This is a genomic window from Acetobacter malorum (assembly GCF_001580615.1).
Taxonomy (GTDB): Bacteria; Pseudomonadota; Alphaproteobacteria; order Acetobacterales; family Acetobacteraceae; genus Acetobacter; species Acetobacter malorum.
The window spans coordinates 21,094-37,030 of record NZ_LHZC01000054.1 but is presented as its reverse complement, the minus strand read 5'-3'; the positions used below and the strand labels follow the sequence as shown (position 1 = coordinate 37,030).

At 57.8% G+C, this 15,937-nt stretch carries 14 protein-coding genes and 2 tRNA genes; 13 read left to right on the top strand and 3 right to left on the bottom strand.

Annotated elements, in window-relative coordinates; translation table 11 throughout:
• The 4 genes from AD930_RS11945 (at nt 1) to AD930_RS11930 (ending at nt 2,686) form a co-directional block, all read left to right on the top strand.
• Nucleotides 1-1,248, top strand: a complete 1,248-nt coding sequence (locus AD930_RS11945) for an aminotransferase class V-fold PLP-dependent enzyme (RefSeq protein WP_156477078.1) — start codon at nt 1-3, stop codon at nt 1,246-1,248.
• Nucleotides 1,245-1,703 carry a Fe-S cluster assembly sulfur transfer protein SufU gene (gene sufU, locus AD930_RS11940; RefSeq protein ID WP_043550646.1) on the top strand — a complete coding sequence of 153 codons (459 nt, stop codon included), beginning with the start codon at nt 1,245-1,247 and terminating at the stop codon, nt 1,701-1,703. Before AD930_RS11945 ends, sufU begins: the two co-directional genes overlap by 4 nt.
• A gap of 250 nt (nt 1,704-1,953) precedes the next feature.
• On the top strand, nt 1,954-2,301 hold the full coding sequence (locus AD930_RS17460; protein WP_082781876.1) for an SUF system Fe-S cluster assembly protein: 348 nt from the start codon (nt 1,954-1,956) through the stop codon (nt 2,299-2,301).
• A 16-nt stretch (nt 2,302-2,317) separates the two neighbouring features.
• Entirely contained in the window at nt 2,318-2,686 is a 369-nt protein-coding gene (locus AD930_RS11930) for a HesB/IscA family protein (RefSeq protein ID WP_043550649.1), read from the top strand.
• Here AD930_RS11930 and rlmD read toward each other — a convergent pair.
• The 3 genes from rlmD to AD930_RS11915 all read right to left on the bottom strand — a co-directional run bounded on the left by rlmD (nt 2,634) and on the right by AD930_RS11915 (nt 6,594).
• A complete protein-coding gene (gene rlmD / locus AD930_RS11925) occupies nt 2,634-3,962 on the bottom strand; it encodes a 23S rRNA (uracil(1939)-C(5))-methyltransferase RlmD (protein WP_082781860.1) in 1,329 nt (442 codons plus the stop codon). The two genes, AD930_RS11930 and rlmD, sit on opposite strands and share 53 nt — an antisense overlap.
• Nucleotides 3,959-5,971 carry a DEAD/DEAH box helicase gene (locus AD930_RS11920; RefSeq protein ID WP_156477057.1) on the bottom strand — a complete coding sequence of 671 codons (2,013 nt, stop codon included), beginning with the start codon at nt 5,969-5,971 and terminating at the stop codon, nt 3,959-3,961. Before AD930_RS11920 ends, rlmD begins: the two co-directional genes overlap by 4 nt.
• A gap of 167 nt (nt 5,972-6,138) precedes the next feature.
• A complete protein-coding gene (locus tag AD930_RS11915; RefSeq protein WP_061506435.1) occupies nt 6,139-6,594 on the bottom strand; it encodes a hypothetical protein in 456 nt (151 codons plus the stop codon).
• Between the two features lie 162 nt (nt 6,595-6,756).
• On the opposite strand from AD930_RS11915, the gene AD930_RS11910 reads away from it, so the two are divergent.
• The 9 genes from AD930_RS11910 (at nt 6,757) to AD930_RS11870 (ending at nt 15,936) form a co-directional block, all read left to right on the top strand.
• Nucleotides 6,757-8,238 carry a bifunctional ADP-dependent NAD(P)H-hydrate dehydratase/NAD(P)H-hydrate epimerase gene (locus AD930_RS11910; protein WP_061506434.1) on the top strand — a complete coding sequence of 494 codons (1,482 nt, stop codon included), beginning with the start codon at nt 6,757-6,759 and terminating at the stop codon, nt 8,236-8,238.
• Between the two features lie 31 nt (nt 8,239-8,269).
• Nucleotides 8,270-8,354 (top strand) — tRNA-Leu (locus AD930_RS11905).
• Between the two features lie 91 nt (nt 8,355-8,445).
• The gene (tig, locus tag AD930_RS11900) at nt 8,446-9,780 is read left to right on the top strand and encodes a trigger factor (protein ID WP_043550651.1); all 1,335 of its coding nucleotides are present in this window, start codon (nt 8,446-8,448) and stop codon (nt 9,778-9,780) included.
• A 169-nt stretch (nt 9,781-9,949) separates the two neighbouring features.
• The gene (locus AD930_RS11895; protein WP_197056219.1) at nt 9,950-10,612 is read left to right on the top strand and encodes an ATP-dependent Clp protease proteolytic subunit; all 663 of its coding nucleotides are present in this window, start codon (nt 9,950-9,952) and stop codon (nt 10,610-10,612) included.
• A 120-nt stretch (nt 10,613-10,732) separates the two neighbouring features.
• Nucleotides 10,733-12,001, top strand: a complete 1,269-nt coding sequence (clpX, locus tag AD930_RS11890) for an ATP-dependent Clp protease ATP-binding subunit ClpX (protein ID WP_043550654.1) — start codon at nt 10,733-10,735, stop codon at nt 11,999-12,001.
• 188 nt (nt 12,002-12,189) lie between these two features.
• A complete protein-coding gene (lon, locus tag AD930_RS11885) occupies nt 12,190-14,721 on the top strand; it encodes an endopeptidase La (protein ID WP_082781859.1) in 2,532 nt (843 codons plus the stop codon).
• 60 nt (nt 14,722-14,781) lie between these two features.
• The gene (locus AD930_RS11880) at nt 14,782-15,150 is read left to right on the top strand and encodes an HU family DNA-binding protein (protein WP_256441373.1); all 369 of its coding nucleotides are present in this window, start codon (nt 14,782-14,784) and stop codon (nt 15,148-15,150) included.
• Between the two features lie 96 nt (nt 15,151-15,246).
• A tRNA-Val gene (locus AD930_RS11875) sits at nt 15,247-15,321 on the top strand.
• A gap of 249 nt (nt 15,322-15,570) precedes the next feature.
• Nucleotides 15,571-15,936 (top strand): NADH-quinone oxidoreductase subunit A, encoded by a 366-nt coding sequence (locus AD930_RS11870; RefSeq protein WP_025827009.1) that lies wholly within the window; start codon nt 15,571-15,573, stop codon nt 15,934-15,936.
• The last annotated feature ends 1 nt before the right edge of the window (nt 15,937 follow it).

The window sequence follows — 15,937 nt, the reverse complement described above, 5'->3', positions numbered from 1 at the left end:
ATGGCATCCACACAGGACAAAGTCCGGCAGGATCTGGATGTGGCGGGAATCCGCCAGCAGTTCCCTATCCTGTCGCAAAAAGTGCATGACCGCCCGCTGGTCTTTCTGGATAGCGCGGCCTCTGCTCAAAAGCCGGAAGCGGTGATTGAGGCCATGGCGCACACCATGCGCAGCCAGTATGCCAATATTCATCGCGGCCTGTACTGGATGAGCGAACGCACCACGGAAGCGTATGAAGCCGTGCGCGATCAGATTGCACGCTTTTTGAACGCGCACTCCCGTGAAGAAATTGTGTTCACGCGCAACAGCACGGAAGCCATCAATCTGGTGGCGCATTCGTTCGGAGCTCTGCTCAAGCCCGGGCAGGCCGTGGTTATTTCCGAAATGGAACACCACGCCAACCTGATCCCCTGGCAGATGCTGCGGGATCGCGCCGGGATTGAGCTGCGTGTTGCCCCCATTACGGACGCCGGGGATATCGACCTCGATGCGCTGCAGGGCCTGCTGGCAGACGGGAAAGTGGCGCTGGTTGCCATTACCCATATGTCCAACGTGCTCGGCACCGTAACACCTGCCAAAACCATTGCGGATATGGCGCATGCCGCCGGTGCGCAGGTGCTATTTGATGGCAGCCAGTCCGTGGTGCATCGCAAGACGGATGTGCAGGCTCTGGGTGCGGATTTCTACACCTTCACCGGCCACAAGCTGTATGGGCCTACAGGGATTGGCGTGCTGTGGGCGCGCAAAGAACTGCTGGAAGCCATGCCGCCGTTCATGGGTGGCGGAGATATGATCTCCACCGTGACCTTTGAAAAATCGACCTGGGCCAATGTCCCGCACAAATTCGAGGCAGGCACCCCGGCCATTATCGAGACCATTGGTCTTGGTGCGGCGATCTCATGGGTGGAAGCTATCGGGTTTGAGGCTATTGGCGCGCATGAAGCCGCTTTGACAGCCCATGCTCTGACCCGTCTGGCAGACGTGCCGGGCCTCAAAGTCGTCGGCCAGCCCAAAGAGCGCGGCGGGGTGATTTCCTTCACCATCGACGATGTCCACCCGCACGATATTGCGACTCTGCTGGACCGGAACGGTATTGCCGTGCGGGCCGGGCACCATTGTGCAGAGCCGCTCATGCGTCGCCTTGGCCTGACGGCTACGGCGCGTGCCAGCTTTGGCCTCTACACACTGCCGGAAGAGATCGACACACTGGCGGATACGCTGGTGCGCATTCGGAACTTCTTTGTGTGAACAGTCTGGCGGACAGCGGTGCGTTGTATGATCGGCTGATTGTTGATCGTGCCCGCACCCCTCTTCATGCAGGGCGGCTGGAACAGGCTGATGCGCAGGGAGAGGGGAAAAACCCGCTCTGCGGGGATAAGACCCGGGTGGACGTTCAGATGGCTGATACCCATATCAGTCAGATCAGACATCAGACGCGCGGCTGCGCTATTTGCCTTGCCGCAGCGGATTTGATGGCTGAACGCGTTGCCGGTCTGACTGTCCCTCAGGCGCAGGATCTCAGCCGACGCTTTTCCGCCATGCTGGTGAATGAACCGGCCAGCACGCCGGATGTGAATACGGATACAACTGCATTGGGGCCTCTGGAAGCATTTGCCCCGCTGCGCGCACACCGGGCGAGAATCCGCTGTGCAGAATTGCCCTGGGTTGCTTTGAAGGAGGCGCTTTCTCATGTCGATGTCTGAAAAGGTGCATGATCCTGAACTGCAGGAGCAGGACACAATGACGCAGACTGCTACCACGGACGTTCTGCACGCTGACGCGCCGGAGGCTGGCGCAAAGACAGCGCGGGTCGAAAGCTGGACTCCTGATAATGCCGATGCTGCGCCTGCCAGTGCCAGTGCCAGTGCCAGTGCCAGTGCCAGTGCCAGTGCCAGTGCCAGTGCCAGCGCTTCGGCGGAGGGTGCTGACGCGGTTCCTGCAGATGGGGAGACGGTGGCGACCAGTCCTGCACCAGAGGGCACCGGAGAAGCGACCGGCCCGGCCTCTGAAGATGCAGTGATTGAAGCCATTGCCACGGTTCATGACCCGGAAATTCCAGTCAATATTTATGAACTGGGGCTGATCTACGCCATTGATCTGTATGATGATGGTCGCGTGAAAATCGAAATGACTCTCACGGCTCCTAACTGCCCGAGTGCGCAGGAACTGCCGGTGCAGGTGAAGGACGCTGTGGAGAAAGTGCCGGGTGTTGCCTCGGCACAGGTTGAGGTCGTGTGGGATCCGCCATGGGATATGTCCCGTATGAGCGATGAAGCCCGCCTTGCCCTGAATATGTTTTAATCGAAAGGACGGACCGATGTCTCAGACCAGTGTTGCGCCGCCCGTCAAAAGAGCTTTGCCGCCGTTAATGCGTCTGTCCGACGCAGCAGCAGAACGCCTCCAGCATTTGTATAAAACGGCCCATGCCGGGCAGCTGCTGCGTATCAGCGTCACCACCAAAGGCTGTTCGGGCAAAGCCTATGACATGCAGTTTGTAGAAACCCCGACAGAAGGGGATGAGGTGGTGTCAGACAAAGGCCTGACCCTGCTGGTAGACCGCAAGGCCACCCTGTTCCTGATCGGAACGCAGATGGACTACCACCAGACCGAGCTTGAGGAAGGGTTTGTCTTCCTCAACCCGAATGAGAAAGGCCGGTGCGGCTGCGGCGAGAGCTTTCATGTTTGAAGCCGCAAACGGCTTCAACCTCGGCTGACCACAGGAACTGGTCAATGACTGTCACGCTGGTCAGGCGATAGCCTGCAGCGTGCAGGGCTGCTGCATCGTTCGTCAGCGCGGCAGGATTACAGCTGACGTAAATCAGGCTGCGGGGCTTGCCCATAATCATCTGCTTCATTTGCAGCTTGGCCCCGGCATGTGGCGGGTCCAGCACCACACAGCCTGCCTGAGCGAGTTCCTTGGCCATAATAGGCTGCCGGTTTAAATCCCGGCAGGCCACTTCCAGCCGGGTGCCGCCCGCAGCGTTCTTCAGGGCTGTTGCGGCAGGCGGATAGCCCTCATAAGCCTGCACGCGAGCGCGGCGGGCCAGCGGGAAGCTGAGCGTGCCGCAGCCCGCATACAGCTCAATCACCACATCACGCTTGTTCAGCTTGGGCAGAGCGTCCAGCACGGCCTGCTGGATCAGCGTTTCACTTTCTGCGGTCGCCTGAAAAAACGCACCAGTCGGCGGACTGACGGTGGACCCGGCCAGCGTATGCTGCACCGGGCGCGTCTGTGCGGCGGTTTCCGGCAGACCCTGATCGCCCTGCCGCTGCCAGCAGATGCGCGGAATGCCGTGTTCAGCCGATAACGTTGCGAGTCGCGTGCGGTCCACGGTGGAAAGAGGCCCATCGGTGACCAGAAGGATATCCAGCCCCGACTCGAGCAGATTAATCCGCACATCCCCAGCCCGATACAGCCCTTCCAGACTTCTGAGCGTCTGACGGAGGGCCGGCAGGCAGTCCATAATGGCAGGGTGGAGAACGGGGCAGGTCGTCAGGTCAATGATGTCCGTGCTGCCACGGGTATGCAAACCAAGCAGAACCTCTTTGCCTTCTCTGCGCACGGCCAGATCCGCCCGGCGGCGGCTATGCTGCTGCACCTGGAACGCCTTCGGCTCAGGCAGATCAGAAAAACCAGCTTTTTTGAGGGCTGCCATCACCCGGTCTGTTTTCCAGACCAGCAGTGCTGCACGGTCCATATGCTGGAGCGTGCAACCGCCACATTCGCCAAACAGGGGGCATGGCGGCTCGGTTCTCTCCGGAGAGGGAACAAGAATTTCCGTCGCGGCCCATTTGCCGGATGCGGTGCGTTCTATCCGCACCTGCTCACCCGGCAGGGTGTAGGGCACATGCAGGGTCTGGCCGTCAGCCAGAACTGCGGCGCCGTCACCCTGTGCGCCAAGATAGGTAATAGTTACGTCGCGAATGTCTGAAGCGTGTTGCTCCGGTGTGTGAGCTGTCACGTTGAGTGCTTTGCGGCCTCTTCTTCAGATACAGAAACGTCTGTGGTCGGGGCAGGGAGGTCTGCCAGATTCGTCATGCGGCGCGGCAGCTGCATGAAGGCTGGAATGGTGTGGCCAAAGCCAACCACATCACCCGCAGGCATCGGCGGTGCGTCATCCCGGCGCGGCAGGCGGCCTGTAGAACGACGGCTTTCCTGCGCGGGCTGCGGCACAGGTGCTGCGGGAGCAGGTTTCGGCGCTGCTGCCTTAGGCTGTTGCGGAGCGGGAGCTGTTTTCTCGCCTCGAGTCCCATGCTGGCTTTTAGAGCCCGGTTTTTCTCTGCGGCGGCCCTGCGGCGGACGTTTTTCGTCCGACCAGTCCAGCTGCTCAATACCCTCAATCGTCAGACGCGGAATTTTGTTGCCGGTCAGGGTCTCAATGGCTTCGGCCAGATTTTTGTCATACGGCGTGGCCAGACTGTAGGCGTGGCCTTCTTTCCCGGCGCGGCCTGTACGGCCAATCCGGTGGACATAATCTTCTGCATGGAACGGCAGGTCGAAGTTAAAGACGTGCGAGAGCCCGCCAATATCAATCCCACGCGCGGCGACATCAGAGCAGACCAGAATTTTCAGCTCACCATTCTTGAATTTTTCAAGGGTGGAAAACCGGACTGACTGTGGCAGATCGCCATGCAGAGCACCTACGGAAAAACCGTGCTTCTGCAGGGACTGCATCAGTACGTCCACGTCGCGCTTGCGGTTACAGAACACAATGGCGTTCTGCATCGTGGGGTCGCGCAGCAATTTGCGCAGCGTGTCGCGCTTGTTGCCTTCATCCACAATCACCAGACCAGCCGTAATGGTGGTGGCAACGGAAGAGGCGCGGCTTACGGTAATTTCCTTGGGAGACCGTAGGAACGCATCCGCCAGCTGCCGGATAGCCGGAGCCATGGTGGCTGAGAAGAACAGCGTCTGACGGTTGGCAGGCAGCAGGCTGACAATTTTTTCAATGTCAGGGATGAAGCCCATGTCCAGCATGCGGTCAGCTTCATCAATCACCAGAATACGTGTCTGGGTGAGCAGCAGACCACCGCGTTCAAACAGGTCCAGCAGACGGCCCGGGGTGGCAATCAGCACGTCCACGCCGCGGTTCAGCACCTCTTTCTGGTCGGCCATGCTCTCGCCGCCAATCAGCAGCGCATGGGTCAGCTTGAGGTGCTTACCGTAATTTACAAAATTTTCTGCAACCTGAAGTGCCAGTTCCCGCGTGGGTTCCAGAATCAGGGAGCGCGGCATACGCGCTCTGGCCCGTGAACCGGAGAGAATTTCCAGCATGGGCAGCGTAAAGGATGCCGTTTTCCCGGTACCGGTCTGTGCCACGCCCAGCACATCCTTCGCCATCAGAATGGCCGGAATAGCCTGTTCCTGAATGGGGGTGGGATGGGTGTAGCCCATTTCCGTCACTGCGCGGAGAAGGGGTTCGGACAGTTCCAGATCGGCAAACGTTGCCTTGGGCTCGGCGTCCTTTTCAGGTTCCGCTTTTGCTTCGGCGCTCTCTGCCGTCACTGATTCAGCCGGAGCCTCGGCTACAGGTGTCACCGCAGCTTTTTTAGGCTCAGGCGCTTTCTCGGCCACGGTAGCTTCAGCAGCCGGGGCCGGAGCAGCACTCACGGAGTCTTCCGGTGCGGTCGGCTCAGGGGCAGACTCAGCAACAGCTTTTGTCGCGGCTTTTTTTGCAGGAGTCGCACGGCGCCGGGTGCGCTTGGGCTTAGGCGCTTCTTCAGCAACCGGGGCCTCTTCCGCAGCTTGAGTGGCGGGCTGTTCCGTGGCTTCGGGAGCCACAACGGCTGGCTCAGCAGCTTTCCGTCTGCGTCGTACAGGTTTTTTGGGCGCGTCTGCCTGTTCGGCAGGTGCAGCCTCAAGCGCTTCCGCACCCTTTTCCGTTGCGGCTGCGTCTACAGCCGTGGCAGCCGTTTTTGTGCGGCTGCGCGTCGTGGTCTTGCGGGGGCGGGTGGGCGTTTTGGCTATCAATATGCTCTCGGAGATACTTCAGTTCATTATAAGCATGGACCGACAGGCCCTGAATTTTCCATGCTCCGAAAGTCGGAGGAGGGAGAGAAGCTGAAGCCGGTCAGGCGCTTGCTGCGATAAAGGCATTTGCCGCCAGAATCAAGCTTTCCCCATCCTTGCGGTCTATTTTACACGAACGGATGGCCCAGCGAGGCGGCCAGAACAGCAATCAGGCCGAGCGCCATGATCACCAGAATCTGGTTACGGATCGAGTCGAACAGGGCTGGTTGCGGGCGCAGGGCCCGACGCGCCTTCTGAAACGGTCCTGTGAGTACACGTACATACAGGACAGCCATGATCACACCGATGAGCTGCATAAGGTTGGTGGTCCACGGTGCGTGTGCAAAGCCGCCTTCATGGAGAATCATCAGCCAGCCGGTAATCAGCGCGGTGGGGATGACATGCATCAGCACCCGGAAAAAGCGCCCCAGTGATTGCAGTTGCACCGAATTGCGCTGCGTCGGGTCCAGCAGGGAGAGGCTCTGGCGCATGATAATGGCGGCATAGGCGGTGCCGCCGATCCAGAACATGATGCTGATGAGATGGAGAGCAAGGATGACGCTCCAGAGAATGGAATGAGGCATGCAGACTCCGCTCGTAAAAAACTGAATTCAAAAACTGGCACGCCAGCGGCAGAAGGTCGCCGCTCTGCGCGATGCAGGGTGTCTGATTGCCAAGGGGACGCCCCGGGTGCAAGTCAGTATTCTTCAGGCACTGTTCCGGTTCCCCGTATCAGGAGGATTTCCATGCCCGTATCCCCACATTCCGACCTCAGTCTTTATACATCAGAAGAAATGGGGCGGGTGGATCAACTTGCCTCGGCATCGGTGCCGGTCTCCACACTTATGGATAATGCCGGGCGCGCCGTCGCCCGTGCGGTGCGGCGTTACATGCGTCCCTGCCGTGTTCTGGTGCTGTGCGGGCCGGGGAATAATGGCGGGGATGGATTTGTGGCGGCGCGCTATCTGGCGGAGGCAGGCTGGCCGGTTGCTGTGGCGGAAATGGCCTCACCACACGTCGGGTCTGCTGCGGCGGAAGCTTCTGCACGTTTTGAGGGCGTTCGCGTGCCATTTGCTCTGGCAGAAGTGGCGCGTGCCGATCTGGTGATTGATGCCGTGTTTGGGGCAGGGCTGAGCCGGGATGTGACGGGATTGCCCGCTGATTTATTGCAGGCAGCCCGCAAGGTTGTGGCGATTGATATTCCGTCCGGAATTGACGGCGCGACAGGGCAGGTGCGCGGCAATGCGCCCCATGCAGCCATGACGGTCACGTTTTGCCGCTTCAAGCCGGGGCATCTGCTCTATCCAGGGCGGAGCTATATGGGGCGGCTGGTGCTGGCGGATATCGGAATGCCGCAGGCCTTGCTGGAGCAGGTTCCGCCGCAAGCCTGGCAAAATGCTCCGGGATTGTGGCGACTGCCGGAGCCGGGGCCAGAGAGCCATAAATATACGCGAGGTGTCGTCAGTCTGTGTGCCGGACAGTCCATGCCGGGGGCGGCGCGCCTGTGTGCAGGCGGAGCGCGGGCCGCCGGGGCGGGGCTGGTGCGGATTGCCGCAGGGCAGGATGCTCCGGCTTACAGGCTGGGCGCGCCGGGGCTGGTGATTGATGACGGTCCACTCGAAAGTTTGCTTGCTGACAAACGGCGGGCCGTTTGGGTGTGCGGCCCGGGCCTGACGGAAGATGAGGTGGCACAAACGCTCCCGGCGTTGCTGGAAGCGCAAAAAATCGTTCTGGCCGATGCCGGTGCTCTCTCTGCGGCGGCAGGACATCCGGAAAAACTACACGGTGTGGCTGTCATCACGCCGCATATCGGAGAGTTCAGCAAATTGTTTGGGGCTCCCGGTGCGAACCCGCCAGACTCCGTGCGGAAGGCTGCGGCTCAGATCAATGCTGTTGTTGTGCTCAAAGGGGCGTCCACGCTGATTGCAGCGCCGGACGGGCGGCTGGCGATCAATGACCACGCGAGTCCCGCTCTGGGCACGGCGGGCTCTGGCGATACGCTGTCCGGGGTGATTGCGGCCTTGCTGGCGGCAGGTATGCCCGCGTGGGATGCCGCCTGTGCCGGCGTATGGCTGCATGGCGAGGCCGGAATTCAGGCCGGTGCATGGCCGATTGCGGAGGATCTGGACCGTTATCTGGGTCCTGCGCGTGAAAAAGCGACCCGATTGCAGCATGAATATGGAGAGATGTGCAGACGGTCTCTTGCCGGGAGCCACGCTCTGGGCTAAGTCCTCGCAACTTGCGACGGGGTTTTACCGTGCGGGCGTGGTGGAATTGGTAGACACGCCAGATTTAGGTTCTGGTGGCGCAAGTCGTGGGGGTTCAAGTCCCTCCGCCCGTACCATTTTTCATGGTGCTCCCGTCCTGTTCCGCGGCAGCCTTTCGGCACATTGCAGCGGGAAATTTGAGTTTGTACCGAAAGGAAGGCCTGGCCGATGCAGGTTACTGACACCCTCAATGAAGGGCTGAAGCGTGGTTTCACCATTACCATTCCGGCAGCAGAGCTTGCAGAAAAGCGCGATGCGCGTCTGAAAGAAGTTGCTGCCAACCTGACTCTTCCTGGTTTCCGCCCGGGTAAGGTGCCTGTTTCTCTGGCGCGCCAGCGTCATGGCGAAGCCGTGCGCGCTGAAGTGCTGGAACAGGCAGTGTCCGAATCCCTGCGCGCAGCGCTTGAAGAACGCGGCCTCCGCCCTGCTGGTCAGCCGCAGGTTGAGCTGGTGAGCGGTCAGGAAGACGACGGCAAGGACCTTGAATTTAAGGTTGAAACCGAAATCCTGCCAGAAATCACCGTGCCGGATCTGTCCGACCTCTCCCTGACCCGCCTGAAGGCGGTTGCCAGCGATGAAGCTGTCGACAAAATTCTGGCCGACGTTGCCAAGCGTCAGCGCACCTTTGAAACGATTGAGGAAGTCCGCCCGGCAGTGAAGGGTGACGTTCTCTCCGTTGATTTCGTTGGCAAGCGCGATGGTGTGCCGTTTGACGGTGGCACGGCGCAGGACGTCAATGTCGAAATCGGTGGCGAAGGCTTCATCCCTGGTTTTGCCGAGCAGATTGAAGGCATGAAGCCCGGTGAAGAAAAACAGATCACCGTGACTTTCCCCGAAAACTACGGGGCCGAAGAACTGGCTGGCAAGGAAGCAACCTTTGACATCACCGTCAAAGAGCTGAAGAAGCCGGTTGATGCGCCGATTGATGATGAGCTGGCTAAACTGCTGGGCTTTGAAACGCTGGAACAGCTGCGTGACCTCGTCCGCAAGCAGGTTGAAGGCGAATACGATCAGCTGTCTCGTCTGCGCATCAAGCGCGACCTGCTGGACGCTCTGGCTACGAAAACCGACTTCCAGGCCCCTGAAGGCATGGTTGACGCGGAATTCCAGCAGATCTGGCAGCGCGTTGAAGCTGACCGTAAAGCTGGTCAGCTTGATGACGAAGACAAAGACAAAGACGAAGACACGCTGCGTGCCGACTATCGCAAGATTGCCGAACGCCGCGTGAAGCTCGGTCTTCTTCTGGCTGAAATCGGCCGCAAGAATGCCATTACGGTTACGCAGGACGAACTGGGCCGCGCCATGCGCGCAGAAGCCATGCGTTATCAGGGGCAGGAGAAGGAAGTCTTCACCTTCTTCCAGAACAACCCGCAGGCCATTGAATCCCTTCGCGGTCCGATTTTCGAGAACAAAGTTGTCGATTATCTGATTGAACTCGCGAAAGTGGAGGACAAGGAAGTTACTCCGGAAGAGTTATCGGATATTCCTCCGGCTGATATCTGAGAAAATTGTGTCCCGCCGGTGTGAACCGGCGGGACACTCTTTTTCAGGGCAGATTTTCTTTTCCGGGGTAGCATCTTGCTACTTTATCTCTATCTTGATTGAGAGTGCCTGAACCGGTTTGCGTCTTCGGACGGAAATGGGGGAAGGATGGTGCAGGTTTTTTACGGGAATGACTGACATGAGGGATCGTGATCCCGTTGAGGTTTTCAGCAACGCTTTGGTGCCGATGGTGGTCGAACAGACCTCCCGGGGCGAGCGGGCATTTGATATCTATTCCCGCCTGCTTCAGGAACGGATCATCTTTCTGACCGGCCCGGTCTATGACCAGGTTGCGTCTGTGATCTCCGCACAGCTCCTTTATCTGGAAAGCGTGAACCCGACGAAAGAAATTTCTTTCTACATTAACAGCCCGGGTGGCGTTGTGTCCGCAGGTCTCGCGATCTACGACACGATGCAGTACATCCGCAGCCCGGTCAGCACCGTCTGTATCGGTCAGGCAGCCTCCATGGGCTCTCTGCTGCTGGCGGGTGGTGAAGCCGGGCGTCGTTTCGCTCTGCCAAATGCCCGCGTGATGGTGCATCAGCCGTCTGGCGGTGCGCAGGGGCAGGCGAGCGATATTGAAATTCAGGCCAAGGAAATTCTTATTATCCGGCAGCGCCTGAACGAGATCTATCGTGAGCATACCGGCCAGACGCTTGAGGATATCGAGCAGAAGCTGGAGCGCGATACCTATATGTCAGCCGAGGAAGCAAAGTCTTTCGGGATTGTTGACAAGGTGATCAGCCATCACAAGGCCACAGACGCTGGAAAGAAGGATAAAAGCCATCCTTAATCTGGTGTACGCTAAATCTCCTGTTCAATGTCAGGGGTGGTCTGCCCGCAGTAAGGCAGATAGAGTTGGTAACTCGGTTCCTGGTTTTCTGAGGTCCGGGACGTTCAAGGGAGTGGGCTGATGAACGCAAAGTCCGGTGATTCCAAAAACACGCTCTATTGCTCTTTCTGCGGAAAGTCGCAGCACGAGGTGCGCAAGCTCATTGCCGGCCCGACCGTGTTTATCTGCGATGAGTGTGTTGAACTCTGCATGGATATCATCCGTGAAGAGCACAAAACGACACTGGTGAAGTCACGCGAAGGCGTTCCGACTCCCAAGGAAATCTGCAAGGTTCTGGATGATTATGTGATCGGACAGTTTGAGGCCAAAAAGGTTCTCTCTGTTGCGGTGCATAACCATTACAAACGGCTGACGCAGGCGACCAAAGGCAATAACGATGTTGAGCTGGCAAAGTCCAACATCCTGCTGGTAGGTCCCACTGGTTCGGGTAAGACGCTGCTTGCGCAGACACTGGCCCGTATTCTGGACGTGCCGTTCACCATGGCAGATGCCACCACGCTGACCGAAGCCGGTTACGTGGGTGAGGATGTTGAAAACATCATCCTCAAGCTGTTGCAGGCCTCTGACTACAATGTGGAACGTGCGCAGCGCGGCATTGTCTACATTGATGAAATCGACAAGATTTCCCGCAAGTCTGATAACCCCTCCATCACGCGTGATGTGAGTGGCGAGGGTGTGCAGCAGGCTCTGCTGAAGCTGATGGAAGGCACTGTGGCCTCTGTGCCGCCGCAGGGTGGGCGCAAGCATCCGCAGCAGGAATTCCTGCAGGTGGATACCACGAACATGCTGTTCATCTGCGGCGGTGCCTTTGCCGGGCTGGATAAGATCATCACCGCCCGCGGTAAAGGGACTGGCATTGGCTTTGGTGCAGATGTCCGGTCTCCCGACGAGCGGAAAACCGGTGAAATCCTCCACGATGTGGAACCGGAAGATCTGATGAAATTCGGGCTGATCCCGGAATTTATTGGCCGTCTACCGGTTCTGGCAACGCTGGGGGATCTGGATGAGGCTGCTCTGATCCGCATTCTGACCGAGCCGAAAAATGCTCTGGTCAAGCAGTATCAGCGCCTGTTCCAGATGGAAGACGTCCAGCTTTCCTTTACGGATGATGCCCTGAAGGCCATTGCAGACCGTGCCATTACCCGCAAGACGGGTGCACGTGGCCTGCGGTCCATTATGGAAAGCATCCTGATGTCCACCATGTTTGACCTTCCCGGCCTTGATAACGTGGAAGAAGTGGTGGTGAACCGTGACGTGGCCGAGGAAAAAACAAGCCCGGTTTATGTCTATGGCAAAGGGAAAAAGGTTCCGGCGGAACAGTCAGCCTAAGAACTGCAAAACAACTGCCAGCAGGGAAGAAAAGCCCTGCTGGCCGGGTTTTCTGGTTAACCCATTGTAGAATGGGGCGTTCGTAACGACATGGTAGATGGTGGGAGCCTGTTGGCAGGTTCTCGCGGGTCTGGGTACGCCACATTACGGGTGCCCGGCCTGGATCGTCCTTGAAGGAGGTCATGGTTATGGCTGATAATGAAAAACCAGCAGTAAAACGTAAGCGTAAATCACCCGCAAAAACGCCGGCCAAAACGCCAGCAACGGTCACACCGACCGAAAACGCAGCCGTCGTCGCTGCGGACAACACAGCCCCCGACAAGAAGGTAGAGCAGGGTAACGGTCGTATCGCCGTTTTGCCGCTGCGCGATATTGTCGTGTTCCCCCACATGATTGTTCCGCTGTTTGTCGGCCGTGAAAAGTCCGTCAAAGCACTGGAATCCGTCACGCGGGAAGACCGGCAGATCCTGCTGATTGCGCAGAAAGATGCGGCTCAGGATGATCCGGGCGTTGATGATGTGTACCGCTTTGGCACCGTGTCCACCATCCTGCAGCTGCTCAAGCTGCCGGACGGCACCGTCAAGGTGCTGGTGGAAGGTGTGCGTCGCGCACGGGTGAAAGCCCTGCATGATATTGACGGGCATTTTGAAGCAGAGATTGAGGATGTGGTTGAAGAGCCGGCGGTAGGGGCGGAAGCCGAAGCGCTGGGCCGTTCCATCGTCTCTCAGTTTGAACAGTATATTAAGCTCAACAAGAAGATCGCGTCTGAAGTTCTGGTATCCCTTAACCAGATCAGCGATCTGTCCAAGCTGGTCGATACAGTTGCCAGCCACCTGAACCTCAAGATTTCCGAAAAGCAGGAAATTCTGGAGGCACCGTCTGTCACGTTGCAGCTAGAAAAGGTTTTCGCGCACATTGAAGCGGAAATCGGCGTGCTGCAGGTTGAGAAGAAAATTCGCAACCGCGTGAAGCGCCAGATGGAGAAAACCCAGCGCGAGTACTATCTGAACGAGCAGTTGAAGGCCATTCAGAAAGAGCTGGGTGAAGGCGAAGACGGCAAGGACGAAACGACCGAGATTGAAGAGCGGATTGCCAAAACCAAGCTTTCCAAGGAAGCGCGGGAAAAGGCAGTTGCTGAGCTGAAGAAGCTGCGTGGCATGAGCGCCATGTCTGCCGAATCGACGGTTGTTCGGAACTATCTGGACTGGCTGCTCGGTATCCCGTGGAAGAAGCGCACCAAGGTCAAAAATGATCTGGATGCCGCTGAAGCCGTGCTGGATTCCGATCACTACGCTCTGGAAAAGGTTAAAGAGCGTATTCTGGAATATCTGGCAGTCCAAAGCCGTTCCCAAAAGCTGAAAGGGCCGATTCTCTGCCTCGTGGGGCCGCCGGGTGTGGGTAAAACCTCGCTGGCACGCTCCATCGCCAAGGCTACCGGTCGGCATTACGTGCGCATGTCTTTGGGCGGCGTGCGGGATGAAGCTGAAATCCGTGGGCATCGCCGCACCTATATCGGCTCCATGCCGGGCAAGATCATTCAGGGGATGAAGAAGGCGAAGGTCTCCAACCCGCTTTTCCTGCTGGATGAAATTGACAAGCTGGGTGCGGATTGGCGGGGCGATCCGGCTTCAGCTCTGCTGGAAGTGCTGGACCCGGAACAGAACAGCACGTTTGCTGATCATTATCTGGAAGTGGATTATGATCTGTCGGACGTCATGTTCGTCACCACGGCAAACAGCCTCAACATGCCCCAGCCGCTGCTGGACCGCATGGAAATCATCCGTCTGTCTGGCTACACGGAAGACGAGAAGGTTGAGATCGCCCGCCGCCATCTGATCTCCAAGCAGGCTGAGGCTCATAACCTCAAGCCGAGTGAATGGTCGATCAGTGATGACGCTCTGCGGGATCTGATTCGCTATTACACGCGTGAAGCCGGGGTGCGTAACCTTGAGCGCGAAATTGCGAATCTGGCTCGTAAGGTGGTCAAAGAGCTTGTGACGGGGAAGGCAAAGAAAGTTGCCATCACCGTGCGCAATCTTGAAAAGCTCGCCGGTGTGAAGCGCTTCCGTTACGGCGAGACCGAAGCGGAAGACATGGTGGGTATTGTCACCGGGCTGGCGTGGACGGAAGTCGGCGGGGAAATCCTGACGATTGAAAGCGTCATGGTCCCGGGTAAGGGCGCTGTGGTGCAAACTGGCAAGCTGGGCGATGTCATGAAGGAGAGCGTCTCTGCGGCGTATTCCTACGTGCGGAGCCGTTCGACTACATTCGGGATCCTGCCGACTCTGTTTGAAAAGCGCAGTTTCCACGTGCATGTGCCCGAAGGTGCGACTCCTAAAGACGGGCCTTCCGCCGGTATTGCCATGGCAACGGCGCTTGTCAGCGTCATGACGGGCATCCCTGTTCGGCGTGATGTTGCCATGACTGGTGAGATCACGTTGCGGGGGCGTGTGCTGCCGATTGGTGGTTTGAAAGAGAAACTGCTGGCGGCTTTGCGGGCAGGCATCAAGACCGTATTCCTACCCAAGGAAAACGAGAAAGACCTCGCGGAAATCCCTGACTCTGTAAAGAACAATCTCGAAATCATCCCTGTATCCCACGTGGATGAAGTGATTGCCCAGGCTCTGGTCCGTAAGCCTCAGGCCATCCATTGGGATGAGGTTTCGGAAGCTGTTCCGACCCCGGAAGGAGCTGGTGCGGCGGCTGTGCTGCCGCACTAAGGGAAAAATTTACTATGTGGCCGAAGTTTACCGTTGCTCGGTTGACGTGGCGTAAAACGGCTGCATAGTGCGAGCGGGAAGCGGAGAGGCGGACGTAAAGCCGCCCGCCGCTCCAGTCACGATAAACACAGAGAGAGGCGTAATATGGAGAAGCCGCTTAACAAGCAGGAACTCGTAGCGGCAGTGGCCGACGAGGCTGCTCTGCCCAAGGCGAAGGCTGGAGAAGTGGTTGACGCCGTATTCGGTGCAATCGAAAAGGCGCTTTCCAAGAAGCAGGAAGTTCGTCTGGTTGGTTTCGGCACGTTCGTTACAGCCTCACGCAAGGCTGCTAAAGGGCGCAACCCGCGTACAGGCGAGGAAATTGATATTCCTGCTTCTACGTCCGTGCGCTTTAAGCCGGGTAAGGCTCTGAAGGATGCCGTAAGCTAAAAGTCTCTCAGACTGATAGTTTTTTGGTTTCGGCCGGTAAAACTTCCATTGGAAGGGTTGCCGGCCGCTTCTGTTTGTGACACATACGCATCCAGCGGGCGATTAGCTCAGAGGTAGAGCGTCTCGTTTACACCGAGAGGGCCGGCGGTTCGACCCCGTCATCGCCCACCATGATTTCTCTTAAGTCGTCATGGTTTCCGCGCAGAGCACCCAAATGTGAGATGCTCTCGTTTTTATGAATATCCCCCAAAATCTGTAGTTTTCCGCCATATTATCAATGGCTTGCCCCTGTTCTCTTAAGTAGTCACGGGAACGTGCCCGTTATTACAGGTGTCAGGGCATGGCTGTTGTAAAGACTTAGGTCTAGGATCCTCTGCATGACGTTTGATCTTCATGATCTCTCTCATGCAAGGAATACAGATGCAGTCTGTTCTTGGTGATTACGCCCCTGTTTTGGTATTCGGTGCTATTTCAGTCGTTATTGCGGCTGCAATGCTGGGTATGGCGCTGCTATGCGGCCATCAAAAACCTTATCCTGAAAAAGTAACGGCCTATGAGTGCGGATTTGAGGCCTTTGATGATACGCGCCGTCGCTTTGACGTGCGGTTTTATTTGGTCGCGATCCTTTTCATTATTTTCGACCTCGAGGTCGCGTTTCTGTTCCCTTGGGCTGTTAGCCTGTCCCGCATAGGGCTGTTTGGCTTCTTGTCCATGCTGGGGTTCCTGAGCGTGCTGGGGATCGGCTTTCTGTATGAGTGGCGCAAAGGCGCGCTGGACTGGGATTGAG

What these genes read in the sequence shown, in the direction of transcription:
- AD930_RS11945 (WP_156477078.1), top strand. Translation starts at nt 1, where the DNA reads ATGGCATCCACACAGGACAAAGTCCGGCAGGATCTGGATGTGGCGGGA.
- AD930_RS11930 (WP_043550649.1), top strand. Translation starts at nt 2,318, where the DNA reads ATGTCTCAGACCAGTGTTGCGCCGCCCGTCAAAAGAGCTTTGCCGCCG.
- AD930_RS11915 (WP_061506435.1), bottom strand. Translation starts at nt 6,594, where the DNA reads ATGCCTCATTCCATTCTCTGGAGCGTCATCCTTGCTCTCCATCTCATC.
- AD930_RS11910 (WP_061506434.1), top strand. Translation starts at nt 6,757, where the DNA reads ATGCCCGTATCCCCACATTCCGACCTCAGTCTTTATACATCAGAAGAA.
- tig (WP_043550651.1), top strand. Translation starts at nt 8,446, where the DNA reads ATGCAGGTTACTGACACCCTCAATGAAGGGCTGAAGCGTGGTTTCACC.
- AD930_RS11895 (WP_197056219.1), top strand. Translation starts at nt 9,950, where the DNA reads ATGACTGACATGAGGGATCGTGATCCCGTTGAGGTTTTCAGCAACGCT.
- clpX (WP_043550654.1), top strand. Translation starts at nt 10,733, where the DNA reads ATGAACGCAAAGTCCGGTGATTCCAAAAACACGCTCTATTGCTCTTTC.
- lon (WP_082781859.1), top strand. Translation starts at nt 12,190, where the DNA reads ATGGCTGATAATGAAAAACCAGCAGTAAAACGTAAGCGTAAATCACCC.
- AD930_RS11870 (WP_025827009.1), top strand. Translation starts at nt 15,571, where the DNA reads ATGCAGTCTGTTCTTGGTGATTACGCCCCTGTTTTGGTATTCGGTGCT.